The organism is Pseudomonas sp. IT-232MI5 (assembly GCF_949767845.1).
GTDB lineage: Bacteria > Pseudomonadota > Gammaproteobacteria > Pseudomonadales > Pseudomonadaceae > Aquipseudomonas.
Map to the genome: position 1 here is coordinate 139,731 of NZ_CATKQE010000004.1, position 23,816 is coordinate 163,546.

Consider the following 23,816-nt stretch of genomic DNA (forward strand, 5'->3'; position numbering starts at 1 on the left):
AGACGACATCCTACCCTGTGGGAGCGAGCCTGCTCGCGATAGCGGCTTGTCAGTCAATATTTTTTTGCCTGATACACCGCTATCGCGAGCAGGCTCACTCCTACAGGGGATTCGGTTTACAGTGGGATTCTTCGGTAGCAGGGACTAAGGTTGATGACGCAATTCTACGATGCACGGGGCAATATTTATGGGGTGATTGCGCCGCAGGCATTGCGCGACGCGGGCATTGTTGTGCCCGTCAGCGCCACTGAATGCGCCTCTGCGCGTCACTCTTGGAGCGCAGCGGCGATCAAACTCTGCTGCGACTGGCCCGAAGACCAACGCCCGGCAAACAGCAAGTCCCACCGCAGTGACGGCCTGCTGATCGGCCCGTTCCAGACGTCGCCGCCATTCGACGTGCTGATCGTCAACACCGACGGCACGCTCGCCGAGCGCAGTGGCAATGGCCTGACGATTTTCTCGCAGGCGCTGACCGAGCAAGGCTTGATGCCAGAGGAGGGTGCTTTGTTGCGCGTGCATCACGACAAGGGTTACGCCGTGGAGACCTCGGCGAAACCGGCTGAAGTCGAAGGTGTTAAAGGCTTCTGGCTCGATCTCGGCCAACCGCGATTTGGACCGGATGCGGTCGGTGCGCAGACTGTTCAAGGCATTGAGTTCAATGCTCGGGACGTGAGCCACGTTCAGCCCTTGGCACAACTTGATTCCGACTGGGCGCATAGCCAATTCGTGCGCATTGGCAATCCGCATTGCGTAACGCTGCTCCGCGATGTATCTACTTTGCCGATCAACGAGCAAATGCGTGAATCACCCCTGAACGAAGGCCTGACCGAAATCGCCTACGCCATGCCCACCGGTGCCGGAGATCCATGCCCGGCAGGTGTCAATCTGCAATGGGCGGTGCTGGAATCACCACAGAAAATCCTCGCGCGAGTATTTGAACGCGGCGAAGGGCCGACGGCGTCCTCCGGCACCAGTGCCAGTGCCGTGGCATCGGCGGCTTGGCGGGTGGGTTGGGTCGAGGCGGGAGAAGTGCAGGTGGTCATGCCCGGCGGCACGGCGCCGATTTTGCTCGAAGAAGCAGAGGGTGAATTGCGGCGGGTCAGGTTGTTTGGTACGGCGCGGTTGATGGGCTGAATTCAAAGACCCTATCGCTGGCAAGCCAGGCTCCCACAGGGTTTTGTGGTGAACACCTCATTTGTGTACGCCACTGAACCCTTGTAGGAGTGAGCCTGCTCGCGATAGCGGTAGATCAGACAACATCTTTATTGAATGCCAGTGCGCTATCGCGAGCTGGCTTACTCCTACATTGGATCTGCGGTGCGCCACAGATCCTTGTGGGAGCTGGCTTGCCAGCGATGGGGCCATCAGCCCCGCCGCAGATCTCAGCTCAGCTCAGTTCACCACTGAACTCCACCACCGGCATCTGCCGCTTCATCAACACCTTGCCGCCGCGAATCGAGTACAACGGCAAGCCCTGACTGCGGATCACCTCGTAATCACTGTCCGCCGAGAGAATCAGCAGATTCGCCGGACGCCCCTGTTCCAGGCCATAACGCTCACCCAGGTGCATGGCTTTGGCGCTGTTATCCGTGACCAGGTCCAGCGCACTTTGCAGGTTGCGGTAACCGAGCATGTGGCAGATGTGCAGCCCGGCCTCAAGCACGCGCAGGATGTTGCCGTTGCCCAGCGGATACCATGGGTCGACGATGGAATCCTGGCCGAAACAGACGTTCATGCCGGCTTCGAGCAATTCATTCACACGGGTCACGCCCCGGCGTTTCGGGAAGTTGTCGAAGCGTCCTTGCAGGTGGATGCTCTCGGTGGGGCAGGAGACAAAACTGATTCCGGAATGGCCGAGCAGACGGAACAGTTTCGCGCAGTAGGCATTATCGTAAGAACCCATCGCCGTGGTGTGGCTGGCGGTGACGAGGGCACCCATGTCGCGGCTGCGTGCTTCTTCGGCGAGGACTTCAAGAAAGCGTGAATGCGGGTCGTCGGTTTCGTCGCAATGCACGTCGACCAGGCAACCGGTGCGCTCGGCCAGGTCCATCAGGAACTTCACCGAACTCACACCTTGATCGCGGGTGTACTCGAAATGCGGAATGCCGCCGACCACGTCCGCGCCCATGCGAATCGACTCTTCCATCAACTCGCGACCGTTGCGGAACGACTCGATGCCTTCCTGCGGAAACGCGACGATTTGCAGATCGATGAGGTGGCGGCTTTCCTCGCGCACTTCGAGCATGGCTTTGAGCGCGGTAAGTTGCGGGTCGGTGACGTCGACGTGGGTGCGCACGTGCTGGATGCCGTGCGCGGCCAGGGCTTGAATGGTTTTCTTGGCGCGGGTCTTGGTGTCTTCTTCGGTGATGGTGACCTTGCGCTCGCCCCAGCACTCGATGCCTTCGAACAATGTGCCGCTCATGTTCCAGCGTGGCTCGCCAGCGGTCAGCGTGGCGTCGAGGTGAATGTGCGGTTCGACGAAGGGCGGCACCACCAGATTGCCGCCGGCGTCGAGGTCATCCGGGCCGAGAGTGGGCGCTTCGGTCTGCCGGGCGATGCTGCGGATCAGGCCGTCTTCGAGGTGTAATTCGTGCAAACCTTCCTGGTTGCGCAAACGGGCGTTGATGATGTGCATCAGGCGAATCCTTTTTATAGGTCTTGTAGTGGCGCGCTCGCGCTGCGAGCGCCGAGCACGCCGGTGACGATGACATACGTTAGCGCGGCAGCGGCGATCCCTACCAGTGGCGCGACCCAAGGCGAGCTGAACGCGGCGACAGTGCCGACCGCATAGGCCCCGAGGCCCGGCCAGTTGAACGCCGGCAACCGTGCGTCGGCCAGACGCGGATAGTGCCCGCGCCAACGGAAGAAAAAGTCCGCCATGATCACCCCGCCAATCGGTGGAATCACCGTGCCGAGCAGAATCAGGTAAGGCACGAGCATGTCGTACATGCCCAGCAGCGCGAGGAGGGTGCCAATCACTGCGCCGGCGAGGGTCACGGTTTTGCGCCGGCCGGTGCGCAGCAGGTTGCAACCGGCGACGGCGAAGTTGTAGATGGTGTTGTCCTGGGTGCTCCAGATGTTCAGCAACAGCATGGCCATCGCCGCCATGGCGAAACCTTGCAACAGCAGCACTTCAACCACGTCGGGTTGTTGGTAAACGATGGCGCCGTAAGCGCCGATCAATACCATCAGGCCGTTGCCGATGAAGAAACCGATCAGGCTGGCCAGCACCGCCACCCGGGCCGAACGCGAGAAGCGTGTCCAGTTGGTCGCCTGCGTTGCGCCGCTGACGAAGGTGCCGAATACCAGCGTAATGGCCGTCGACCAGTCCAGCGAACCGCTTGGCACAACGCTGAGCAAACCCTCGAATCCTCCGACTTTCACCGTCGCCACCCACATCGACAGCATCAGCAGCAACATCATTGCCGGCACCGCGATGTACGAGAGGATCTCCAGTCCGCGATAACCGACGTAGGCTGTGGCGCAGAACAGCAGACCGAACAGCACCATCAGGCCGAGCACCGTACTTTCGTCGAGATTGAAATATTTACCGATCACGACGGCAGCCGTCGCCGTGCCCCAGGCGTACCAGCCGATCTGGGTGAAACCGAGGATCAGGTCGCTGAGCTTGCTGCCGACTTCGCCGAAGCAGAAACGGCCCATCAACACCGAATTGAGGCCGCTCTTGAAAGCGATGTAACCCAGGCCTGCCGCGTACAAACCCAGCAGCAGATTGCCGACGATGATCACCGCCATCATCTCGCCGAAACTGAACGCCACGCCGAGCTTGCCGCCGGCAAACATGGTTGCGGTGAAAAACGTGAAGCCCAGTAACACCATCGCCGTGGAGGCCAGGCCTTTGCGCGCATGCATGGGGACTTCGCTGAGGGGGTAATCGTTGCCGGGATCGTTCTGCGTCATGGGGCGGTCCTTGCTGGAATAGAGGAGACGCGGGGGAGGGTTGCAGTGGTCGTGCCAAATGCCGGATGGCGCGGGTTATGTATAGACGAGTCGCGTCGGCAAGCGCGAAAACAGTGCACCTGAATACACCGGAGCCCCAATGTAGGAGCTGCCGAAGGCTGCGATCTTTTGATCTTGTTTTTGATCGTTCCCACGCAGAGCGTGGGAACGATCAAGGTCAGAGGAAGCGCAGCAGGGCGGCGACGATGGCTTCGGGGGCGTCTTCCTGGACGAGGTGGCCGGCGTTGGCAATCGGGTGGAATTGTGATCCCGGGATCATTTGATGTAACGCTCGGCCACGCTCGATGGGAATCCACTGATCCTCCTTGCCCCAGAGAATCTGCACCGGGCAGCGAATCGTCGGATACAAGCTTTCTGCCTCACGGGTATAGCACTCGTCCATCTGCGCAATCTGCCGATAGAACGCCGCTTGCCCCGGGTCGCCCAGCCACGGCTGCACGTAGGGCGCCAGTTCGTCATCGGGGATATCGCGGTGAATTGCCCCGCGAATATAGGTCGGCACGATGGCGCGCTGGATGTAGTCGGGCAGGCCACTGAACGCCGCTTCATGCAGGCGCACATGTTGCACGAATGGCGAACCCCAGGGCGTCAGGGCCACAGGGTCGATGAGTGTCAGGCTGCGATAATCCTTGCCGTTGAGCAGATGCGCACGCAACACGGTGGCGCCGCCAAAATCGTGAGCGACGACATCGGGGTGTTGAATATTCCAGTGATCGAGCAACTGCGCCAACAGTTGGTTTTGCACGCCGAGAGAGACATCGGCGTCAGGTTGCTCGGAGCGCCCGTAGCCCAGCAGGTCGAAATAATGCACGCGGTGTGTGGCAAAAAAGTGCGGAGCGATCCGGTGCCACACGTATGACGAAAACGGCGTGCCATGCACGAACACCAGCGGCGGGCCGTCGCCGCGTATGGCGTAACGAACGGGATGCCCGTTGAAGTCAAAGACCTGATCCAGCAGCCAGTCTGTCATGGGCCTGTCCTCTTGGCGGGTGGGAGCCAAAAAGCATAGGCGTAAAAAAACAGCCTCGCGGGCTGTTCTCTATTTCCCAGACAAAACACCAATCCCCCTGTAGGAGCCTTCGGCAGCTCCTACGAGGGAGATCTACGTCAGGTTATTCACCGCGATAGATGCAACCGCTGGTGCACGTCTCGTGAATACGGATCGCGCTCAGTTCCGGCAACAACGGCTTCATTTCATTCCAGATGAATTTGGCCAGTACTTCGCTGGTCGGGTTTTCCAGACCGGGAATGTCGTTCAGGTAGTTGTGATCGAGACGCTCGTACAGCGGCTTGAAGATCGCTTTGATTTCAGAGAAATCGCGGATCCAGCCGGTGTGTGGATCGAGGTCGCCGCTGAGGTGAAGCGCCACTTTGAACGAGTGACCGTGCAGACGCCCGCACTTGTGGCCGTCCGGGACGTGCGGCAGGCGGTGGGCGGATTCGAAAGTAAACTCTTTGAAGATTTCCACGGTATTTTCGGCTCTGTTCAGATGGCGTTCGCCGCAGCGATTCGGGCAGGCGGCGAGTTTACCAGCTTGTCTTTGGCCGTGCTGACTAAAGGGTCAGCAAGCGCTCGGCGAGGCGACCATTGGCAGTCAGTTCAAGGAACTCATCGCCGAGGCGACGGCTCTCGTCCATCGCTGCGTGCCAGTATTTCTGCCGGCCCGGCGCATCGCCCATGAAGCGTTTGAAATCATTACGATCGGGGAGTTTGCCGTAGGGCAGACGCGCCAGATATTCCTTCGAAGGCGCGAGCAGCAGCACGTCCTGCAAGCGCTCCACCGAGGCCTTGCGCCATGGCAGGGTCTTGTCGAACCAGCCGGGAATCACCCGATCAGTGAAGTGCGGATAAAGCACGATGCCGTCGCCGCTGTAGGGCAGGTCAAGGTGATAGTCGAGCAGGCCACCGTCGCGGAACGTCCCGGCACCGGCGCCCGGCAGGTCACGTACGCCTTCCATGACCATCGGGATCGATCCCGACGCCAACAAGGCCTGACGCAGATTGCCGGCATTCAGGGCGACAAAGCGCGACGGGAAATCGTTCAGCGCATTGACCGGCGGGGCGAGGCGTGGGTCGTGGATGATCAGTCGTTCGAAGTGCCGCGACAGCCGCGCGCGACCGCGCAGGTTGTCGGCAATCACCGAGCCCAGTGCCAGACCCAGTCGGCCGCGATGGTCATCGGCCAGACGCCCCTGACTTTTCACCACCATGATGTTCAGCCGGTAATGCGCGTTGTCGAGGATGCTCGCGTCGCGGCCGTCGAGCAGGTCGTTGAGCATGCGCTGCGAACTCTGGCTGATCTCGGCCATGGTCACGCCTTTGTTGAAATTCTGCTCGGCGTACAGATGACCGAGGCGGCGAATGCCTTCGGCGGCGTCCGGCAGGCAGGCGCTGGCGAAGCGCCAGGAACCGACCGAGGCGCCGATCAGCGAACGCTCACGCGGTGCACTCGGCAGCCATTCACCGAACAACGCCAGATCCAGTCCCTGAATGCCCAACGCCTTCGGTCCACCGGCCGCGCCGGGCAGGGTGCCGACGTCGGCGGCGTTCAGGCCTTGGGCACGAATGCGCGCCATGGCGCGTGGGCCGGCCTTGAGGGTGAGGGCGGGGAATTTGATGTGGATGGCGGTCATACCGGTCTCGATCGTTAGCAAGCGAACAATTATAAGCACATGTTACAAAATCCTGTAGGAGCTGCCGCAGCCTGCGGCAGCTCCTACACGGGGGCATGTGTTGAGCTGGGGCAATGATGGCAATTCAGTTTCAGTTAAGTTCATCTCGCTAAGGTGCCCACCGTAAGCAACACATAAAAATACGGAGACCCCATGAAAACCCTGACTGCCCTGTCCATTGCCGCGATCATCGGCTTCACCGCCAACCTCGCCCACGCCCGCGATCTCGGCCCCGACGAAGCCCTGCGTCTGCGCGACGCTGGTACTATCGTCTCCTTCGAGAAGCTCAACGCCACGGCGCTGGAAAAACACCCGGGTTCGACGATCACCGATACCGAGCTGGAAGAGCAGTACGGCAAGTACATCTACCAGATCGAAATGCGTGATCCGCAGGGGCTGGAGTGGGATCTGGAATTAGACGCGGTGACTGGGCAGGTTCTCAAGGATCATCAGGATACGTAATGAAGGTTAATGTTCGCGCCACCCGCCGTACGGCGTTGGCGCTGGTGATGTGTTGCTCGACGGCCATGGCCCGCGACCTCGGTCCGGACGAGGCGCTTGATCTGCGCAAGCAGGGCGTGATCCTGCCGCTGGAGCAAGTGCTGCAGCAGGCGATGGATCGTTATCCCGGCGCAAAACTGCTGGAAGTCGAGCTGGAAGAAAAACACGACGTCTACATTTATGAAGTCGAGTTGCTGACCGTCGAAGGTGTCGCCCGTGAGCTGCACTTGAAGGCCGATACCGGTGAACTTGTGAAAGACAAGGAAGATTGATCGATGCGTTTGCTATTGGTGGAAGACCACGTACCGTTGGCTGACGAATTGCTCGCCAGCCTGCAACGGCAGGGCTATGCGGTCGATTGGCTGGCGGACGGTCGTGATGCGCTGTATCAGGGCAGCAGCGAACCGTATGACCTGATCATTCTCGACCTCGGCCTGCCGGGGGTGCCGGGGCTTGAGGTGCTGGCGCAGTGGCGCGCCGGCGGTCTGGCGATTCCGGTGCTGATCCTCACGGCGCGCGATTCCTGGGCCGAGCGCATCGAAGGCCTGAAGGCTGGCGCCGATGACTACCTGACCAAACCGTTCCATCCTGAAGAGCTGCAACTGCGCATTCAGTCGTTGTTGCGCCGCTCCAAAGGCCAGGCCAATCAGCCGACATTGCAGGCGGCCGGTTTGCATCTGGACGAGGGCCGTCAGTGCGTGGTGCGCGATGGCGCCGACATTCAACTGACCGCCGCCGAATTCCGCCTGCTGCGGTATTTCATGCTGCACCCGGAGCAGATCCTCTCCAAAAGCCACCTCGCCGAACACCTCTACGACGGTGAAACCGAGCGTGACTCCAACGTCCTCGAAGTGCACGTCAATCACCTGCGGCGCAAGCTCGGCAAAAGCGTGATCGAAACCCGTCGCGGCCAGGGTTACCTGTTCGGCGGGCAAGCTTCGTGAGGTCGATCCAGCGCCGCTTGAGCCTGGGTTTGATCAGCGTGATGGTGGTCGTCGGTGTGGTGGTGGCGCAAACCAGTCTGTGGTTGTTCGAAGTGGGTTTGCAGCGTTACCTCGAAGCTGGCCTGCGCAACGACAGCGAGAGCCTGTTGGTGGCGCTGGTGCGTGGCCCGCAGGGTTTGCAACTGGATGAGCGACATCTGTCACCGGCCTATCAGCGGCCGTTTTCCGGGCACTATTTCCGCATCGATTTTGCCGACAGCCATTGGCGTTCGCGCTCGTTGTGGGATCAGGACCTGCCGCTGCTCGAACACCCCGGTCTGCACAGCAATCTGCAACTGGGGCCGGACGGTCAGCAGCTGTTGGTGCTGCGCTCGGACTATCGGCGTCTGGGCCAGTCGATTTCGATCAGCGTCGCGCAGGATTACACGCCGGTGCGCGAGAGCTTTCAGCGCATGCGCCAGATCGGGCTGGGCCTGGGGCTGGCGGCGTTGCTGTTGATTCTGTTCTTGCAGCGCTTGACCGTGCGCCGCGCCTTGAAACCGCTGGAAAAGGCCCGCGAGCAGATTGCTCAGTTGCAGCAGGGCCAACGTTCACAACTCGATGATCAGGTGCCGGTGGAGCTGGAACCGCTGGTGGCGCAGATCAACCATTTGCTCGCGCACACTGAAGACAGCCTCAAGCGTTCACGCAATGCTTTGGGCAATCTCGGGCACGCGTTGAAAACGCCGCTGGCGGTGCTGTTGAGCCTGGCGTCCAGCGAAAAACTCGATGCGCATCCTGAGCTGCGCAAAGTGCTCAAGGAACAGCTGGAGCAGGTGCAGCAGCGGCTCAATCGCGAGTTGAACCGTGCGCGGCTGTCCGGTGATGCGTTGCCAGGTGCGCTGTTTGATTGCGATGCGGAACTGCCGGGATTGCTGGCGACCCTGAACATGATTCACGGCGAGCATCTGGCCTTGAGTTATGTCGCGCCGGCGGGATTGCAACTGCCGTGGGATCGTGAGGATTTGCTGGAACTGCTCGGCAACTTGCTGGACAACGCCTGCAAATGGGCGGATGCCGAAGTGCGCCTGAGCGTGATCGAGCGTACGGATGGCTTTGCCCTGAGCGTGGAAGATGACGGTCCGGGGATTCCCGAAGAACAGCGCGCCGAGGTGTTCAGTCGGGGCACGCGGCTGGATGAGCAGACCCACGGGCATGGCCTGGGGCTGGGGATTGTCCGCGATATTGTCGAGACCTGGGGCGGGTTGCTGGTGTTGGGCGAGAGTGAGTGGGGCGGGTTGAAGGTGGTAATCGAGTTGCCTCGGCGGTGAGTCTTTAGAAGCCCCTCACCCTAACCCTCTCCCGGAGGGAGAGGGGACTGACCGAGGTGTTTGTTCGAGGTACGCCGACGTGAGATACCGAGTCGAACTCAGGGTTTGAAAGCTTCCCTGTGACGTGAGACACCGAGTCGAACTCGGGTTTTGAAAGCTTCCCCATGACCTGAAATGCCGAGTCGAACTCAGGTTTTGAATGGCACGGAGATCGGCTCCCTTTCCCCCTCGCCCCCCTTGGGGGGAGAGGGCTGGGGTGAGGGGGGAATCTCACTGACACCCCACAACCTGCGAATCAAACCCGAAACTGATCCATTAAACTCTGCTGCTGATTCGCCAGACTATTGAGCGACTGACTCACCCGCGCCGACTCATTCGCCTGCCCGGACAACGACTCGGTCACATCGCGAATCGTCGCCACGTTGTTATTGATCTCCTCGGCCACCGCGCTCTGCTCTTCCGCCGCGCTGGCAATCTGCAGGTTCATGTCGCTGATCACCGTGACCGCATCGCCGATCTGGCGCAGCGCCGTCACAGCCTGGCCAACCTGCTCGACACTGCCCTGAGCCTGACGATGGCTGTTGCCCATCGAACCAACCACATCTTGCGTACCGGTTTGCAGTTGCTCGATGACCTGACGGGTCTCTTCCACCGACTCTTGTGTGCGGCGGGCGAGGTTGCGGACTTCGTCGGCGACCACGGCAAAACCGCGTCCGGCCTCACCGGCGCGCGCCGCTTCGATCGCGGCATTAAGCGCGAGCAAGTTAGTCTGCTCGGCAATCGCACGAATGGTTTCCAGCACCGCGCCGATCTTCTCGCTGTTGGCGGCCAGGCCTTCGACTTGCACCATGGCTGCGCTCATGTCGGCGGCGAGGGTGTCGATGCTCGCGGTGGTGCGGTCGATCACGGTCAGGCCCTGACGAGTCGCGCGATCAGCATCCTTGGCGGCTTCGGCAGCCTGCGCGGCGCTGCGGGCGACGTCTTGCGCGGTGGCGCTCATTTCGTGGGAGGCAGTGGCAACCTGATCGACCTGGCGGTATTGCTGCTCCATGCCGGCGCTGGTTTGCGTGGCGATGGCCGAAGACTGGTCGGCGGTGTTGCGCGCGTCCTGCACCGAGCGTTTCACCTCGGCAATGATCGGCTGCAACTTGTCGAGGAACTTGTTGAACCAACCGGCCAGTTGCCCGAGTTCGTCCTTTTTGTCATAGGCCAGACGGCGGGTCAGATCGCCTTCGCCGCTGGCGATGTCTTCAAGCATGTGCGCCACGCCGAGGATCGGCTTGGTCACGCTGCGCGCCATCAGCCACACCAGCAGCAAGCCGATCAACGCGGCCAGCACGCCGAGGCTCAATTCGATCAGCGTGCCGGAGTTGTTGCTCGCGTCCAGTTGTTGCTTGAGCGCTTCGGCGCGGCTGACCAGGACTTTCTCTGGCACATCCAGCAGCACGCCCCACGACGGACCCCCGGGAATCGGTTGAAATGGCGACAGCACTTTCAACTGGCCGTTGCTGTGCAGGCTGCTGACGCTTGTGCTGGAGGCGAGCTTGCTGAGCAACTCGGCGCCGCTGGTTTTATCCACCGCATCCAGACGCTGGCTGAGTTTGCCGGCATCCGGGCTGTAACCGGCGAGCAGGCCGGCGGGGCTGATGATGCTCACGGCGGTCTGGCCGTCGTAGAGCTTTTTGCTCGCGCCCTGACTGATGGCTTGCAGGCTGTTGAGGTTGATGTCGACCGACAGCGAGGCGATGACTTTGCCGTTGACCATCAGCGGGAAGACGATGCTGGTCATCAGCACGTTTTGCCCGTCGATCACATAGAAGTACGGTTCGATCACGCACGGCTTGAGCGTGGCGCGCGGGCAGGTGAACCAGGCGTTGGCCGCTTGACCGCTGGGACCGGTGCTGGTGTCGGCCATGTCGCTTTCCGGCAGGGCCATCGAGGTGACTTTGCCCGGGGTCGGTTGCGACCAGTACAGAGCGAAACGGCCCTTGTCGTTGCTGCCCAGTTCAGCCTGGCCGGCGAACAGTTCGTCTTTGCCGTCCAGTGCGTTGGCTTCGAACACCAGCGATAGGCCGAGCAGGTCCGGGTTGGCTTGCAGCGCCGATTTGACCTGACGGGTCATGTCTTCACGTAGATCGAAAGCATCGAGGAAGCGCTTCTCGGCCTGTTCGCGCAGGAACAGCACCTGCCGCGAGAAACCGTGGCCGTACTGATAGGCGTCCATGAATTGCTGGCGAATGCCGGCAGCCTGCACTTCACCTTGCGACTCGATGCGCGCTTGCGCCGACTCGGTGAGCATCTCCATGCTCGAAGCTTTCACCAGTTCAGAACTGTGCTCCATGCGATACAGCGAAAGACCCACCAACAGGGTCACGATACCGGCCAGGCAGAGGCCGGCGAGCAGGGTGATTTTCCATTGGATGGAAAGTTGTCTGAGCGACATGGAGACGTCCTTATTCGATAAATATCTGAGACTTTGCACTGTAACGGCCGCGTTTCGGCTTTCTTTATCCTTGAAACACAATATGACCGATTGCCGCAGCCGAAATCGCCCACTCGCTTTGACACTGCGGCCACTCTGCGGCACAGTGCGCGCCCTTCTAATAAGACCCTCTTTGCAAATCCGCCGGTGAACCGTTGGCGGACTCATTCTGTCTGGCGGTCGGTTTTCCACCGCAGTGTTTTTCGAGGAAGTGAAATGAATGCAGTCATAGCGGCAGTCGGCGTCATGCTGATTCTCAGCCTGTCCCGCGTGCACGTAGTGATCGCCTTGATCGTTGGCGCGCTGGTCGGCGGCCTGACCGGTGGCCTGGGCATCGACGCCACGCTCAAGGCGTTCAACAGCGGCCTGGGCGGCGGGGCGACGGTGGCGTTGTCCTACGCGTTGCTCGGCGCTTTCGCCGTGGCGATTGCCAAGTCGGGCTTGGCCCATGCCCTGGCTGACAAGGCGCTGGCAATGGTTGATCGCCAGCATGCGACCGGCGGTGGCAGCGTCAAATGGCTGCTGATCGGCTTGCTGTGGGTCGTGGCGATCGCTTCGCAGAACATCCTGCCGATCCACATCGCGTTCATTCCGCTACTGGTGCCGCCACTTCTCTATGTACTGACCAAGCTGCAACTCGACCGCCGCTTGATCGCGTGCGTCATGACCTTCGGTCTGATCACGCCGTACATGTTCCTGCCGGTGGGCTTCGGCAACATCTTCCTCAATGAAATCCTGCTGGCCAACGTTGCCCGTAGCGGTGTTGATATCAGCGGCATCAATGTCACCCACGCCATGGGCATTCCGGCGCTGGGCATGGTCTTCGGCCTGGCGATGGCGTTCCTCACTTATCGCAAACGGCGCGTATACGACCTGGCGAAGATTGAGCAGGTCGAGCAAGTGGCGGTGCAGTACAACCCGCTGAGCCTGATGATTGCCGGTGTGGCGATTGCCGCTGCGTTCATCGTGCAACTGCTGCTGGACTCGATGATTATCGGGGCGCTGGTCGGTTTCCTGATCTTCTCGGTGTCGGGCATTGTGAAATGGCGCGAGACCGATGACCTCTTCACCGAGGGCATGAAGATGATGGCGATGATCGGCTTCATCATGATCGCCGCCTCCGGGTTTGCCGAGGTGATGAAGGCCACCGGTGAGGTACAGACCCTGGTCGAGTCGTCGGCGTCGTGGATCAATCACAGCAAGGGCATCGGCGCGTTGTTGATGCTGCTGGTCGGGTTGCTGGTAACCATGGGGATTGGTTCGTCGTTTTCCACGGTGCCTATTCTGGCGGCGATTTTCGTGCCGCTGTGCGTGCAACTGGGCTTCAGTCCGATCGCTATCGTGTGCATCGTCGGTACCGCTGGTGCTTTGGGCGACGCCGGCTCGCCGGCCTCGGACTCGACGCTGGGCCCGACCTCCGGTCTGAACATCGACGGCCAGCATCACCACATCTGGGACACCGTGGTGCCGACGTTCCTGCACTACAACCTGCCGCTGCTGGCGTTCGGCTGGGTGGCCGCGATGGTTCTCTGAACCCCTGAAACCTGTGGGAGCTGGCTTGCCAGCGATGGCGTCGGCACATTCAATATTTATGTGTCAGACACACCGCCATCGCGGGCAAGCCCGCTCCCACAGGTAGATGCAATGTCTGCAGACTCAACTTTTGTGATGGCGTGCCGTTAAAGCCTTTAACCACGCCAATAAAACCAAAAGAGTGAGCTCCCACAATGCGCCTGAGCCTCAAGGCTAAAGTCCTGTCCCTCGCCGTTCTCCCGGTGTTGCTCTTTGCCCTGGTCATCAGCCTGACCACGCTGTTCATCCTCCAGGAACAGGCGCACAAAGAGGTCGAACAGACCCGCGAACGCCTGCTTGGCGATGCCAAAGCCACCCTGCAAAGTTACGTCGCCGTGGCCATGACCACGATCAAGCCGCTGTACGACGCGGCCGCGCCGGGTGATAACGAGGCACGCGCCCAGGCGATCAAACTGCTCTCCGGCATTCGCTACGGCAAGGACGGCTACTTCTTCGGCTACGACTCCGAGACCGTGCGCCTGTTCAAGGCCAACGACCCCGAAGGCGTGGGCAAAAGCTTTAAAGACAACCGCGACCCGAACGGCGTTTACGTCAACCTTGGCTTGGTGAAAGTGGCGAAGGACGGTACGCACTATCTGCAATACAGCTCGCCGTTGCCGGGTAATGCCAAGGTGTTGGTACCGAAACTCGGTTACACCGAATACCTGGCCAAGTGGGATATGGCGGTCGGTACCTCGGTCAACCTCGACGGCATCGAAGCGCAAGTCGCACAGGTCGAAGCGCAAGTGCAGGAGCGTATGCAAGGCGTGGTGCTGAGCATCGTCGGCGTGGCGGTGGTGGTGCTGCTGGTGATCGCGGCGGCGGGGATGTTGCTGGCCAATACCATTTTGCGTCCGTTGACCCTGATGAAAGCCAACCTCGATGACATTGCAGCGGGCGAGGGCGATCTGACCCGTCGCCTGAACATCACCAGCCAGGATGAACTCGGCGAACTGGCCGGCTCGTTCAACCGCTTCGTCGACAAGATCCATGGTCTGGTGCGGCAGATCACCGAGATGACCACGCAACTGACCGGGCTGGTGACGCAAGTGTCCGATCAGGCCCAGCGTTCGGATCAGGCGATGGAGCGTCAGCGTCACGAAACCGATCAGGTCGCCACGGCGATCAATGAAATGTCCGCCGCCGCGCAGGAAGTAGCGAAGAGCGCGCAGAACGCTGCCGTCGCCGCCCAGCAGACCGACGAAGAAGGCCAGAGCGCCAAGCGTGTGGTGGCCGGCAGCATCAAGCAGATTCATGCGCTGGTCGATGACATTCGCAGCAGCGGCGTGTCGCTCGACAGCCTGCAGCAGGACGTGACGTCGATTGTTGGCGTGCTCGGGGTGATCCGTTCGATCGCCGAACAGACCAACCTGCTGGCACTCAACGCGGCGATTGAAGCTGCGCGGGCCGGTGAGGCCGGGCGCGGCTTTGCCGTGGTGGCGGATGAAGTGCGGGCACTGGCCAGTCGCACGCAGATCAGCACCCAGGAAATTCAGGGCATGATCGATCGCTTGCAGGCGGGTACGCAGTCGGCGGTCGAGGCGATGCGCCGTTCCAGCGAGGCGGGTGACGGCACTTCACAGCAGGCTAATCAGGCCGGGGCGTCGCTGGATGCCATGGCCGAGCTGATCGCGACGATCAACTCGATGAACGCGCAGATTGCCAGTGCGGCGGAAGAGCAGACGGCGGTGGCCGAAGAGATCAACCGCAGCGTGCATCAGATTGCGGTGGCGGTGGACAGCGTGGCCGATGAAACGCAGTTGGGTGCACAGACGTCGCGCAGTCTGGCGGAGTTGGGGCAGCGCCTTGGCAAACTCGTGGGTCAGTTCCGGATCTGACAGCTTGAAAAGCCCCTCACCCTAGCCCTCTCCCGGAGGGAGAGGGGACTGACCGAAGTGTCTTGCGTCATACATCGACCTGAAAGATTCAGTCGTTTATGGATTCGGTAAAGCTGTTTCAGGTCGGCGTAGTTCCACAGCATCCCCCAATCAGTCCCCTCTCCCTCCGGGAGAGGGCTAGGGTGAGGGGCTCTTGATCTTCAGCCCCTCAAGGTCTATCCCAGTAGGGCACTTCGCCAAAGCATTCGACAAAGAAATCAATCACCGTCCGCACCTTCACCGACAACCGCCGGCTCCCCGGCCACAACACCGCAATCTGCTGCGGCTCCAGGCTGTTCGACACCTGATATTCCCCCAGCACCGGCACCAGCGTGCCATCGCGCACGGCTTCGCCAATCAGCCAAGACGGAAACATCACCAGCCCCAAACCCTGTTCAGCGGCTTGGGTGAGGGTGTCGGCGTGGTTGCCGGTGATCGGGCCTTTCACCGAATACGGCGTCCAGTCCTCGCCGTCGCGGCGGAAAAACCAGCGCTGCTGGCCGGTCGCGCCTTTGTAGGCGAGGCATTGGTGTTGCGCCAGATCTTCGGGTTTCTGCGGCGTACCGTGGCGCTTGAGATACGCCGGGCTGGCCGCGACCTGAAAGCGATGCGGCGCAAGAATCCGTGCCTGCATGCTCGAGTCGTGCAACGGGCCGATGCGGAACAGCAGGTCGGCGCCTTCCTGCAATGGATCGACGTAGTGGTCGGTCTGCTGGATATCCAGTTGCAGCTTCGGATAACGCGCACACAACTTGCCCAGCCACGGCGTCAGATGCCGCTGGCCGAACACCACTGGCGCGTTGATGCGCACCAGACCCGTGGGTTCGCTTTGCTGCTCTTGCAAGGCCTGTTCGGCTTCTTCCAGTTGCACCAGCACCAGCCGCGCATGGTGACCGAGCATACGCCCGGCTTCGGTCGGCGTGACGGCGCGGGTATGGCGGTAGAGCAATTGCTGGTTCAGCGCCTGCTCCATCAATTGAATCTGCCGGGAGATTGAAGAGGGCGCCACGCCTTCGCGGCGGGCGACTTCGGAAAAACTGCCGTGATCGAGAACGGCCACAAACAGCCTGAGTGCCTTGAATCCGAGTTCGTTGAGCCCGTGCATGGATGATCCTGTTGTGCGTATTGCGCAAAAGTGTTGTCCGGATGCTCCCATTTATCGCACAGCTGCGCCAGCCGATAATCCGCGCCATCGTTTACTTGAGTGGAAGGTTGTTTATGCAGACGTTGGATGAGGTGAGCGTTAGCGCGCCGGCGACGAAGTCGGGGTTGCGCTTGTTGTTGCTGCCGCTGGTGATTCTCGCGGGCATGGGCTTGTCGGTGGAGGCGGGGTTGCTCGGGCCGTTGGGTGTGCAGGTCGGGCATCTGTGGGCGACCTTGAGCATCTTTGGTGTGGGCTCGGCGATTCTGTTTTTGCTGTTGTTGTTCGCTGGCCCGCAAAAAGGCCCGGCACTGACTGATCTGCCGCGCTGGCAGTTGATTGGCGGGTTTCTGGGGCCGATGTATGTGGTGGTGCTGACCCTGGCGACGCCGCATATCGGCATTGCGATGACCATGATTGCGATTCTGTCCGGGCAGGTTGGCAAGAGTGTGTTGATTGACCATTTCGGTTGGTTCGGCGCGACGCGCAAGAAGGTCAATGCCGAGCGGTGGCTGGCGTTGGGGTTGATTGTGGTGGCTTTGGTTTTGATTGCGCGGGGGTGAGTGATGAGTCTGGTTATTTTGTTGGCGGTGGTGGTGTTGGCCGGTGCGGTGTTGAGTGTGCAGGCGGCGATCAATGGGCGTCTGGGCGAGAGCGTTGGGGTGTTGCGCAGTAGTTTGCTGACGTTTGTTGTGGGTGCGGTGTCGACCGGGTTGTTGATTTTGTTTTTTGAGCCGGCCCATGCGGTGAGTCTTTTGGATGTGCCGAAGTGGCAGTTGACCGGGGCGCTGTTTGGCGTGGTGTACATGATGGTGATGGTCGGGGCGGTGCCGGTGGTGGGGACGGCTGTGGCGACGGTGGCGGTGATTGTCGGGCAGTTGGGGATGGGGATGTTGATTGATAATTTTGGCTGGTTGGGGAATCCGGCGATTGAGCTGTCTGGTTCGCGGATTTTGGCGATGGTGTGTTTGGGGGTGGCTTTGGTGTTTATGTATAGGAGTTCGCGTCAGGCTGGGTGAGTTGGGTTTAGTTGAGTACATATCCGTTGCTGCGGTCACGGCGGCTTAGGGTTCCGCCCTTACGGCGGGTCACTTTTGACAAACGCCTCAAAAGTAACCAAAAACGCTTGCTCCTACGTACGGCCCGCTCGCTAGGGCTCGGGGTTCCTTCGCTGCGGGATCGATCCGGGCGCAGCGCCTACGGTTTGCTTCGCTGCACCTCCTCTCGCTGTGTTTGGCTGCGCCAAACGGTCGCTGCGCTCCCACGCCCGGATCAATCCCTCCACTCAGCCTTCCGACGTCGCCCGTGGGTCAAGATCAAGAGCAGGCGAGCTGACACTCGGCCTATTGAGTGGTGAAGAGCGGGGCGTGGTCGGCTTTGGATTTGTGGTGGATTTGCCCCTCATCGGAACGCCGCCCGCCCAGCCCTCTCCCGAGGGAGAGGGAGCCGGTGGTGGGCCTTTCAGAATCTGAGTTCAACGCGGTATCGCACGTCGGCGTACCTCTCCCAAACACCACAGTCAGTCCCCTCTCCCTCCGGGAGAGGGCTAGGGTGAGGGGCTCTTGATCTGGCTTTGGCTTTTGATGTGGCTTTGGCTTTTGATCTTTTGCCCCATCGGCAGGCCGAGCGGAGGTGTTCATCCGGGGTTAGGCGCGCAGCGCCGTGCGGCGTAGCCGCATACATCGAGAGGAGGTGCAGCGAAGCAAACCGTAGGCGATGCCCCCGGATGGACACCGTAGCGAGGGAACACTGAGCCTAAGCGAAGTGCCGTACGCCAGGGGCAAAGCCTTTTGCTTACTTTTCGGCGTCTGGAAAAGTGAGTCGCTGTAAGAGCGAAACCGCCAGCGGCAGCACCCGCAGCAACGGATATGCCCCCAATCCACTCCCCAAATCCACTCCCCAATCGCAAACAAAATCAAAAAGATCGCAGCCTGCAGCAGGTCCTACACTGGATATTACGGCTTGCCCTTCAAGCCCCAGACAACCATTACCCAAGGAGTCTGTCCCATGCCTGATAAAACCTGTGACTGCCCTAAATGCAATTGCAAGCTCGGCGAGCACCCGGTCGTGCGCCATGGCAAGCATTTTTGCTGCGAGGCTTGCGCCCATCATCATGAGAACGGTGCGCAATGTTCAACCAAGGGCTGTAAATGCGCCCACGGATGACGAACGACGCATAAAAAAAGTGGAGCCTAATCAGGCTCCACTTCCAGTTTCATACTTTCATCATCCAGCCGCTCTGTATGCCTCACTGTGCCTTGCAGCCGTCGCCCTTCAACCCTGACCACGATGGTTTTCGCCTGGTCCAGATCTTCAGGCAGCGGCGCCGGCACTCGCAAGGCAAAGCGAAACGGATCACCTTCGACCGCCTCCAGCCCAACGCGACAGTCCACGCTTTTGGTGATCCGCCCAAACAGCGTATCGAGGCCGTAGTCCAGGTGCGCCGGGCTGATGATGTTGCTCATGGTGCATTCCCCCCGAATGATGCCGATCGATGCGCAGAGCTTAGCTGGTCGGTCGCCACACAACGTTTTCCACGCCGAATTTTTCCGCCATCGGTTTGCTGGTCTTCTGCACTTTTTCACGGCCAAAGCGCGGGATGCGACCAACGCCTGCGTCGCAGCTCGCCCAGTGCCACGCCTCGGTGTTGTCCATTTTGTCCGAGCGGATAATGAACGACTTGGGCGTGCCGTGAAGGGTGTATTCGATGACATAGAGTTTTGCGTTGTTCATAAAGCCCGTATTCCTCCCTGTGGTAATAGAGGGATCGCGGCGCTGCGGGAAAATTCACTCGGATTGTCCGACGGTATCTATCGTTGGCGACGCCGTGGCGCACTGGTTACCATGGGTTTTTCGCCAACCCCAATGAATGCTCGCCATGGCCCTTGCCGCACCCCCAGATCTGAGCGATACCGATGTGCCCGTGCAACGTGTGGCGCGGACGTATCCGCGCGGCTTGTTTATCGAGCCGCATGAGCATGTCTGGGGACAGTTGCTGTATGCGATGAGCGGGGTGATGTGGGTCGAGACGCCGCACGAAGCGCTGGTGGTGCCGCCGCAGCGGGCGGTGTGGTTGCCGCCGGGCGTGCCGCACGGGATTCGCGTGGTGTCGGATTTGCAGATGCGCAATATCTACCTGCGCCCGGCGCTGGCGGCGACGCTGGACACGACGGTGCAGGTGATCGAGGTCGGTGGGTTGCTGCGCGAGTTGATTGTCGGGCTGGTGGAGCAGGGCGACAGCGGTGATCCTGCGTATTACGAGGCGTTGGTCGGGCTGGCCTTGCTGGAGCTGAAACGCGCACGGCGTTCACAGCTGAAGATCCCGATGCCGGATGACTCCGACCGGCGCTTGATGAATCTGTGTCAGGCAGTGATGGCGGCGCCGTCGCTGGAGATTCCTTTCGAACAGCATGCGGAAAATGCCGGAGCCAGCGTGCGCACCCTGGCGCGGTTGTTCAAGGACAGCCTCGGCATGGGCTTCGCCGAGTGGCGGCGGCAGGTACAACTGGCGACGGCGGTGGCGGCGTTGATTCAGGGCGTGGCGGTGAGTGTCATTGCCCGGGAGCTCGGCTATTCACCCAGTAGCTTCAGCGACATGTTTCGTCGCGAACTGGGCGTCGCCCCTTCGCAATTCACTCTGTAACGACGCTATATCCTGAACCTACACAGAACCTTGTGGTGACTGTGGTTGGTTTGTCCGAAATTCAGAAGTCCTTGGCCGATGCCAACCTCGCCGACTCCCTAAACTTTGCCCATTCCTTTCCACGGGCGGAGTTCCTCCCCATGAATTACCTGATTTCGCTAGCCATCGGTCTGGGCGTCGGTCTGTTGTACGGCGCGCTGGATTTCCGTTCTCCGGCGCCACCGGCTATCGCGCTGGTCGGTTTACTCGGCATGTTGGCAGGTGAGCAGCTGTGGCCGATGGGCCGGCAACTGGTCGCGGGCTGGCTGTCCTGAAATCCCTCTTTTCCTTCGGTGGATGTCCCCATGAAAGCACTGCAATTCGATAAAACCGGCGACCTGTCTTCCCTGCGTTACGTCGAGGTGCCGACTCCGGTACCCGGCGCTGACGAAGTGCTGGTGCAGATCAAGGCTGCTGGCCTCAACCCCAGCGATGTGAAAAACGTCCTCGGCCGCTTCCCCTACACCACGCTGCCGCGAATTCCCGGTCGCGATTTCGCCGGTGTCGTCGTCGAAGGCCCGCAGGCTTTGATCGGTCAGGAAGTCTGGGGCACCGGCCGTGAGCTGGGCTTTTTCGCCGACGGCACGCACGCGCAATTCGTCAAACTGCCGGCCAATGGCATAGCGCAAAAACCGTCACACCTGAGTTTCACCCAGGCCGCCAGCCTCGGCGTGCCGTACACCACGGCGTGGGATGCGCTGGAACGCAGTCTGGTGACGGCCGAAACGCGTTTGCTGGTGATCGGCGGCGGAGCGGTGGCGACCGCTGCTTTGGCGCTGGCGAAGGTGCGTGGCGCGCAGTTGCTGGCGGCGGCGCGGCGCCCGGAGCAGGTGGCGGAACTGCAAGCGCAGGGTTATCAGACGATTCAACTGGATAAACCCGAAGACCTCGGTGCGCAGGTCAACGCGGTGTATCGCGGTGGTGCCGATGTGATCTTTGACACTACCGGTTTCTGGCTGCCGGCGTCGGTGGCGGCATTGGCCACGTTCGGACGGATCGCGATCATCGCCGCACCGGTGGACGGGCATGTGCAACTGCCGGCGCTGGCCTTGTATCGCAAGGGCGGGTCGGTGGTCGGAATCAATTCGTTGTTGTATGGCGTTGAAGCCTGCGCGGCGATGCTCGAGCAGTTCGGGCGGTTCTTCGATGAAGGGTTGTTGCCGTTGCCGCAAGGGTTGGTCGAAGTGCCGCTGACCGAAGGCCTGGCGCGCTACGCCGACGTCAATCAAGGCAGTGGCGACAAGGTCATCCTCATTCCCTGATACACCGCAAAACCCCTGTAGGAGTGAGCCTGCTCGCGATAGCGGTGTATCAGTTACTCATGATTAAACTGACACACCGCTATCGCGAGCAGGCTCACTCCTACAGTAGATCGTTGTTGGGTTCAGGATTGCGGGACGCCGTTTTCCCACGCCGACCAGTTTTTCAGTATGTCCTGCACCAGAGGATTCCCCGCGCGATAGAGGTTTTCCAGCGCCGGCACGAAGCCGCCCTGATCGGCGTATTTGAGCAGGTTATCCACTTCACTGCCGCCCGGCTCCGGGCGGTCAAAGTCGGAGCCTGCACGCACCACGGCGAGGCGTTGGACATCGACCAGACCTTCACGACCGGCACGCAGCAAGGCCTCATAGGTCGAGTTGTCTTCCTGCTGCGTCGTGCAGTATTCGCCCTTGTTGTCGGTGAGCAACTTGGTCCAGACCTCGGCCCGCTCGCTCAGGCGCGTTCCGGAAAACCAGGTGTTGCCGGCCAGTGTGTCGCAGCGCGTCACGACCGGCGGCTGATTGGCCGGGGCCGACGGATATTTCAGACGCCACGCGGCGGACTCTTTGCTTTCGCTCAGCTCGACCTTGTGGCTCAGGGCGAAGGCCTTGGCCTGCAGCTTCGGGTTGAGTTCAAAAACTTCGGTCTTGTAATCCAGCGGCGGTTTTTCGTTCGGCCCTTTGGTGTTGATGCCCAGATAGCCGGTCGGCCAGGTCGACGGCGCATCACGCGAATCGATCTCCCATTGCGTGCCGAATTCCACCAGATAGTGCGCCCATGCAGCGGTGCCGATGGTCCCGTGTTTCGGGCTGATGCCGGCAATGCCGGCGATCAGGAAGTAGCTTTTGCGCAGGTCGAATTTCGGCGACAGCGCCAACGCCAATGTCGAGGCGGCCGCATTGGTCTGGCCCATGCCGGTGGTCAACAGGCACACCTGCTGCGTGTTGCAGCGAATGCTCGGGTACTCGGCGGACAGGCCCGGCACGCGGATTTCCTGCTTCAGTTCAAGGCGATCAATCCAGTGCTGCGCCTCAGGGGCGAACATGGTGATCAACACGACTTTCGGTTGCATCGGGGCCTCGGCCGCCCACGCGGTGGAGGAGAGCAGGGCCGCACCGGCCAGGGTCAAACGCATCATTGCTTGCATGGAAAACTCCTTGATTCAGAACTGATAACCGACGCCGGCGTAGTAACCCCAGCCGTTGGAACGCGCGCGGAAATTGCCATCGCCAAAATTCAGCTCGCTGCCGTCTTCCCAGTTGCCGCCGTTGTGGAAATAACGGCCGACCAGGGTGAAGCGCAAGTGCGTGAACGAGTAGAGCAGGACGTTGGTCGCCACCGTCGCATTGGCGGTGCGCGCCGGGTTGTCCTTGTGGATGTCCGAGCCGAAATCGAAGTTGGTGAAGCCGATGTAGGTCAATGAGGCGCCGTTGCTGAATTTATCGATCGGCACGATGTACTTGAGCTGTGCGCGGTAGCCGTCCCAGGAATATTCGTTGCTGGCACCGTAATTTTCCCACTGATAGCGACCGTACAGATTGGCCGACAGGTTGACCCGCGAGTGCGTATCGATGTCGGTGCCGAAACCGCTGTACAGCGTGTTGGCGCGGTTCTCTTTGCGGCTGCCGTGGTCGTAGATCCAGTCGAACGCCACATACCATTCCTTGAACGGACCGATGGCCAGGCTGCGGCCGGCGAGGTAGTCGATGGAGATGCGCGGTTCGTGCTCCATGAACACCGGCGAGCCGTGATCCCACACGCCTTTGTCGTGGCTGTTGCCGATGTTGAAGATCTTCGGAATGTCGACATAGCCGTATAGTTCGAACGGACCTTTGCGGCCGAAGTACTCGTATTCCAGATAGATATCGTCGGCCGGTTGCGGGCCGAAGCTGATGTCCTTGCTGCCGATCAGCATCAGGTCCTGGTTGTACCAGTCCGAGAGGTAGGCGCCTTTTTTCGGCGGGCTGGCTTCGGGGCTGAGGGCTTCGCCCTGGGCGGATTCTTCTTTGGCTGCCGGTTGCGCCAGAGCGCTGTGGCTGAGAAGTCCGGTAACGCCGGTCAGTAGCAAGGAAACAGCAAGCGTGCACGAGAAAGGTGCGCGAAAAGGGCATGCAATGGCCATTCAAAGTCCTTTTTTGCGGATCGAGGCCCGTGTTCCGTGGGCTTGTACGGTTTTGTTACGAAAACGTTGGGATTGACGTTACGCAAACGTTTGCACAAGGCGTACCAGTTTTCTCAATGCCATGAAATATCGAAGAATTCGCAAATTTAACTGACGGACTGATCAGGTATAACTGATCACCGCAAACCCCTGTAGGCCTTCGCCTGCTCGCGAAGGCCTACAGGTTCTGCGACAGGTTGAAGGCTCACGAATACGGGCTGAAACGCTTATT

General features: G+C 60.6%; 23 protein-coding genes and 3 pseudogenes. 14 read left to right on the forward strand and 12 right to left on the reverse strand.

Going from position 1 to position 23,816, the window contains the following annotated elements:
• Positions 1 to 153 precede the first annotated feature (153 nt).
• Positions 154 to 1,134 carry a diaminopimelate epimerase gene (locus ACM6JQ_RS04505; protein ID WP_414893306.1) on the forward strand — a complete coding sequence of 327 codons (981 nt, stop codon included), beginning with the start codon at positions 154 to 156 and terminating at the stop codon, positions 1,132 to 1,134.
• A 253-nt stretch (positions 1,135 to 1,387) separates the two neighbouring features.
• Here ACM6JQ_RS04505 and codA read toward each other — a convergent pair whose 3' ends face one another.
• The 5 genes from codA to ACM6JQ_RS04530 all read right to left on the reverse strand — a co-directional run bounded on the left by codA (position 1,388) and on the right by ACM6JQ_RS04530 (position 6,615).
• Entirely contained in the window at positions 1,388 to 2,635 is a 1,248-nt protein-coding gene (gene codA, locus ACM6JQ_RS04510; protein ID WP_095114259.1) for a cytosine deaminase, read from the reverse strand.
• 14 nt (positions 2,636 to 2,649) lie between these two features.
• Positions 2,650 to 3,921: a cytosine permease gene (gene codB, locus ACM6JQ_RS04515; protein WP_007915586.1), complete on the reverse strand. Its 1,272-nt coding sequence runs from the start codon at positions 3,919 to 3,921 to the stop codon at positions 2,650 to 2,652.
• Between the two features lie 217 nt (positions 3,922 to 4,138).
• On the reverse strand, positions 4,139 to 4,951 hold the full coding sequence (locus ACM6JQ_RS04520) for an alpha/beta fold hydrolase (RefSeq protein WP_414893307.1): 813 nt from the start codon (positions 4,949 to 4,951) through the stop codon (positions 4,139 to 4,141).
• A 142-nt stretch (positions 4,952 to 5,093) separates the two neighbouring features.
• A complete protein-coding gene (gene queD, locus ACM6JQ_RS04525) occupies positions 5,094 to 5,450 on the reverse strand; it encodes a 6-carboxytetrahydropterin synthase QueD (protein WP_007915588.1) in 357 nt (118 codons plus the stop codon).
• Between the two features lie 85 nt (positions 5,451 to 5,535).
• Complete coding sequence (locus ACM6JQ_RS04530; protein ID WP_137218750.1) at positions 5,536 to 6,615, reverse strand: patatin-like phospholipase family protein; 1,080 nt, start codon at positions 6,613 to 6,615, stop codon at positions 5,536 to 5,538.
• 192 nt (positions 6,616 to 6,807) lie between these two features.
• Here ACM6JQ_RS04530 and ACM6JQ_RS04535 point away from each other — a divergent pair, with 192 nt between their 5' ends.
• The 4 genes from ACM6JQ_RS04535 to ACM6JQ_RS04550 are packed head-to-tail and all read left to right on the forward strand — an operon-like array spanning position 6,808 to position 9,409.
• Positions 6,808 to 7,116 carry a PepSY domain-containing protein gene (locus ACM6JQ_RS04535; RefSeq protein ID WP_007915590.1) on the forward strand — a complete coding sequence of 103 codons (309 nt, stop codon included), beginning with the start codon at positions 6,808 to 6,810 and terminating at the stop codon, positions 7,114 to 7,116.
• Positions 7,116 to 7,427 carry a PepSY domain-containing protein gene (locus ACM6JQ_RS04540; protein WP_007915591.1) on the forward strand — a complete coding sequence of 104 codons (312 nt, stop codon included), beginning with the start codon at positions 7,116 to 7,118 and terminating at the stop codon, positions 7,425 to 7,427. The genes ACM6JQ_RS04535 and ACM6JQ_RS04540 overlap by 1 nt, the downstream gene beginning before the upstream one ends.
• A gap of 3 nt (positions 7,428 to 7,430) precedes the next feature.
• A complete protein-coding gene (locus ACM6JQ_RS04545) occupies positions 7,431 to 8,099 on the forward strand; it encodes a response regulator transcription factor (protein WP_038362523.1) in 669 nt (222 codons plus the stop codon).
• Positions 8,096 to 9,409 carry a sensor histidine kinase gene (locus ACM6JQ_RS04550; RefSeq protein ID WP_414893308.1) on the forward strand — a complete coding sequence of 438 codons (1,314 nt, stop codon included), beginning with the start codon at positions 8,096 to 8,098 and terminating at the stop codon, positions 9,407 to 9,409. Before ACM6JQ_RS04545 ends, ACM6JQ_RS04550 begins: the two co-directional genes overlap by 4 nt.
• Positions 9,410 to 9,704: 295 nt before the next feature.
• Here the strand turns inward: ACM6JQ_RS04550 and ACM6JQ_RS04555 are convergent, their stop codons facing one another.
• Positions 9,705 to 10,460: a methyl-accepting chemotaxis protein gene (locus ACM6JQ_RS04555; protein ID WP_371857720.1), complete on the reverse strand. Its 756-nt coding sequence runs from the start codon at positions 10,458 to 10,460 to the stop codon at positions 9,705 to 9,707.
• A 102-nt stretch (positions 10,461 to 10,562) separates the two neighbouring features.
• A pseudogene (locus ACM6JQ_RS04560) lies at positions 10,563 to 12,059 on the reverse strand (HAMP domain-containing protein); the annotation flags it as partial.
• Between the two features lie 48 nt (positions 12,060 to 12,107).
• Between ACM6JQ_RS04560 and ACM6JQ_RS04565 the strand changes: the two are divergent.
• The 3 genes and pseudogenes from ACM6JQ_RS04565 to ACM6JQ_RS04575 form a co-directional block, all read left to right on the forward strand.
• A complete protein-coding gene (locus tag ACM6JQ_RS04565; RefSeq protein WP_414893309.1) occupies positions 12,108 to 13,424 on the forward strand; it encodes a Na+/H+ antiporter family protein in 1,317 nt (438 codons plus the stop codon).
• A 194-nt stretch (positions 13,425 to 13,618) separates the two neighbouring features.
• Positions 13,619 to 14,395 (forward strand): annotated as a pseudogene (locus ACM6JQ_RS04570) (cache domain-containing protein); the annotation flags it as partial.
• Positions 14,396 to 14,707: 312 nt separating this feature from the next.
• Positions 14,708 to 15,301, forward strand: a pseudogene (locus ACM6JQ_RS04575) (methyl-accepting chemotaxis protein); the annotation flags it as partial.
• Positions 15,302 to 15,509: 208 nt separating this feature from the next.
• Here ACM6JQ_RS04575 and ACM6JQ_RS04580 read toward each other — a convergent pair.
• The gene (locus ACM6JQ_RS04580) at positions 15,510 to 16,445 is read right to left on the reverse strand and encodes a LysR family transcriptional regulator (RefSeq protein ID WP_127929071.1); all 936 of its coding nucleotides are present in this window, start codon (positions 16,443 to 16,445) and stop codon (positions 15,510 to 15,512) included.
• Positions 16,446 to 16,558: 113 nt separating this feature from the next.
• Between ACM6JQ_RS04580 and ACM6JQ_RS04585 the strand changes: the two genes are divergently transcribed.
• The 3 genes from ACM6JQ_RS04585 to ACM6JQ_RS04595 all read left to right on the forward strand — a co-directional run bounded on the left by ACM6JQ_RS04585 (position 16,559) and on the right by ACM6JQ_RS04595 (position 18,647).
• Positions 16,559 to 17,044, forward strand: a complete 486-nt coding sequence (locus ACM6JQ_RS04585; protein ID WP_016987941.1) for a DMT family transporter — start codon at positions 16,559 to 16,561, stop codon at positions 17,042 to 17,044.
• Positions 17,045 to 17,047: 3 nt separating this feature from the next.
• Positions 17,048 to 17,500: a DMT family transporter gene (locus ACM6JQ_RS04590; protein ID WP_095114263.1), complete on the forward strand. Its 453-nt coding sequence runs from the start codon at positions 17,048 to 17,050 to the stop codon at positions 17,498 to 17,500.
• 988 nt (positions 17,501 to 18,488) lie between these two features.
• Positions 18,489 to 18,647, forward strand: coding sequence for a metallothionein (locus ACM6JQ_RS04595; RefSeq protein ID WP_095114264.1), 159 nt, complete (start codon positions 18,489 to 18,491; stop codon positions 18,645 to 18,647).
• Between the two features lie 26 nt (positions 18,648 to 18,673).
• Here ACM6JQ_RS04595 and ACM6JQ_RS04600 read toward each other — a convergent pair whose 3' ends face one another.
• Positions 18,674 to 18,946, reverse strand: coding sequence for a hypothetical protein (locus ACM6JQ_RS04600; RefSeq protein WP_007919028.1), 273 nt, complete (start codon positions 18,944 to 18,946; stop codon positions 18,674 to 18,676).
• Positions 18,947 to 18,986: 40 nt separating this feature from the next.
• Positions 18,987 to 19,214, reverse strand: coding sequence for a DUF6555 family protein (locus ACM6JQ_RS04605; protein ID WP_007919026.1), 228 nt, complete (start codon positions 19,212 to 19,214; stop codon positions 18,987 to 18,989).
• A gap of 136 nt (positions 19,215 to 19,350) precedes the next feature.
• Here ACM6JQ_RS04605 and ACM6JQ_RS04610 point away from each other — a divergent pair, with 136 nt between their 5' ends.
• From ACM6JQ_RS04610 to ACM6JQ_RS04620, 3 genes are all read left to right on the forward strand, one after another.
• Positions 19,351 to 20,124 carry an AraC family transcriptional regulator gene (locus ACM6JQ_RS04610; protein ID WP_095114265.1) on the forward strand — a complete coding sequence of 258 codons (774 nt, stop codon included), beginning with the start codon at positions 19,351 to 19,353 and terminating at the stop codon, positions 20,122 to 20,124.
• Positions 20,125 to 20,264: 140 nt separating this feature from the next.
• Positions 20,265 to 20,438 carry a DUF1427 family protein gene (locus ACM6JQ_RS04615; protein ID WP_007969534.1) on the forward strand — a complete coding sequence of 58 codons (174 nt, stop codon included), beginning with the start codon at positions 20,265 to 20,267 and terminating at the stop codon, positions 20,436 to 20,438.
• A 30-nt stretch (positions 20,439 to 20,468) separates the two neighbouring features.
• Positions 20,469 to 21,425: a quinone oxidoreductase family protein gene (locus tag ACM6JQ_RS04620; protein WP_095114266.1), complete on the forward strand. Its 957-nt coding sequence runs from the start codon at positions 20,469 to 20,471 to the stop codon at positions 21,423 to 21,425.
• Positions 21,426 to 21,547: 122 nt separating this feature from the next.
• On the opposite strand, the gene ACM6JQ_RS04625 is transcribed toward ACM6JQ_RS04620, so the two are convergent.
• On the reverse strand, positions 21,548 to 22,570 hold the full coding sequence (locus ACM6JQ_RS04625) for a purine-nucleoside phosphorylase (protein ID WP_414893310.1): 1,023 nt from the start codon (positions 22,568 to 22,570) through the stop codon (positions 21,548 to 21,550).
• A 15-nt stretch (positions 22,571 to 22,585) separates the two neighbouring features.
• Positions 22,586 to 23,545, reverse strand: a complete 960-nt coding sequence (locus ACM6JQ_RS04630; protein ID WP_123376971.1) for a nucleoside-specific channel-forming protein Tsx — start codon at positions 23,543 to 23,545, stop codon at positions 22,586 to 22,588.
• Positions 23,546 to 23,816: the final 271 nt, after the last annotated feature.

Excerpts from the sequence above, each read along its gene's own strand:
- ACM6JQ_RS04620 (WP_095114266.1), top strand. The coding sequence starts at position 20,469 with ATGAAAGCACTGCAATTCGATAAAACCGGCGACCTGTCTTCCCTGCGT.
- ACM6JQ_RS04630 (WP_123376971.1), bottom strand. The coding sequence starts at position 23,545 with ATGGCCATTGCATGCCCTTTTCGCGCACCTTTCTCGTGCACGCTTGCT.
- ACM6JQ_RS04595 (WP_095114264.1), top strand. The coding sequence starts at position 18,489 with ATGCCTGATAAAACCTGTGACTGCCCTAAATGCAATTGCAAGCTCGGC.
- ACM6JQ_RS04605 (WP_007919026.1), bottom strand. The coding sequence starts at position 19,214 with ATGAACAACGCAAAACTCTATGTCATCGAATACACCCTTCACGGCACG.
- codB (WP_007915586.1), bottom strand. The coding sequence starts at position 3,921 with ATGACGCAGAACGATCCCGGCAACGATTACCCCCTCAGCGAAGTCCCC.
- ACM6JQ_RS04600 (WP_007919028.1), bottom strand. The coding sequence starts at position 18,946 with ATGAGCAACATCATCAGCCCGGCGCACCTGGACTACGGCCTCGATACG.
- ACM6JQ_RS04530 (WP_137218750.1), bottom strand. The coding sequence starts at position 6,615 with ATGACCGCCATCCACATCAAATTCCCCGCCCTCACCCTCAAGGCCGGC.
- ACM6JQ_RS04565 (WP_414893309.1), top strand. The coding sequence starts at position 12,108 with ATGAATGCAGTCATAGCGGCAGTCGGCGTCATGCTGATTCTCAGCCTG.
- ACM6JQ_RS04555 (WP_371857720.1), bottom strand. The coding sequence starts at position 10,460 with ATGGAGCAGCAATACCGCCAGGTCGATCAGGTTGCCACTGCCTCCCAC.
- codA (WP_095114259.1), bottom strand. The coding sequence starts at position 2,635 with ATGCACATCATCAACGCCCGTTTGCGCAACCAGGAAGGTTTGCACGAA.
- ACM6JQ_RS04590 (WP_095114263.1), top strand. The coding sequence starts at position 17,048 with ATGAGTCTGGTTATTTTGTTGGCGGTGGTGGTGTTGGCCGGTGCGGTG.
- ACM6JQ_RS04505 (WP_414893306.1), top strand. The coding sequence starts at position 154 with ATGACGCAATTCTACGATGCACGGGGCAATATTTATGGGGTGATTGCG.
- ACM6JQ_RS04585 (WP_016987941.1), top strand. The coding sequence starts at position 16,559 with ATGCAGACGTTGGATGAGGTGAGCGTTAGCGCGCCGGCGACGAAGTCG.
- ACM6JQ_RS04625 (WP_414893310.1), bottom strand. The coding sequence starts at position 22,570 with ATGCAAGCAATGATGCGTTTGACCCTGGCCGGTGCGGCCCTGCTCTCC.
- ACM6JQ_RS04545 (WP_038362523.1), top strand. The coding sequence starts at position 7,431 with ATGCGTTTGCTATTGGTGGAAGACCACGTACCGTTGGCTGACGAATTG.
- ACM6JQ_RS04535 (WP_007915590.1), top strand. The coding sequence starts at position 6,808 with ATGAAAACCCTGACTGCCCTGTCCATTGCCGCGATCATCGGCTTCACC.
- ACM6JQ_RS04610 (WP_095114265.1), top strand. The coding sequence starts at position 19,351 with ATGCTCGCCATGGCCCTTGCCGCACCCCCAGATCTGAGCGATACCGAT.
- ACM6JQ_RS04540 (WP_007915591.1), top strand. The coding sequence starts at position 7,116 with ATGAAGGTTAATGTTCGCGCCACCCGCCGTACGGCGTTGGCGCTGGTG.
- ACM6JQ_RS04520 (WP_414893307.1), bottom strand. The coding sequence starts at position 4,951 with ATGACAGACTGGCTGCTGGATCAGGTCTTTGACTTCAACGGGCATCCC.
- ACM6JQ_RS04580 (WP_127929071.1), bottom strand. The coding sequence starts at position 16,445 with ATGCACGGGCTCAACGAACTCGGATTCAAGGCACTCAGGCTGTTTGTG.
- ACM6JQ_RS04615 (WP_007969534.1), top strand. The coding sequence starts at position 20,265 with ATGAATTACCTGATTTCGCTAGCCATCGGTCTGGGCGTCGGTCTGTTG.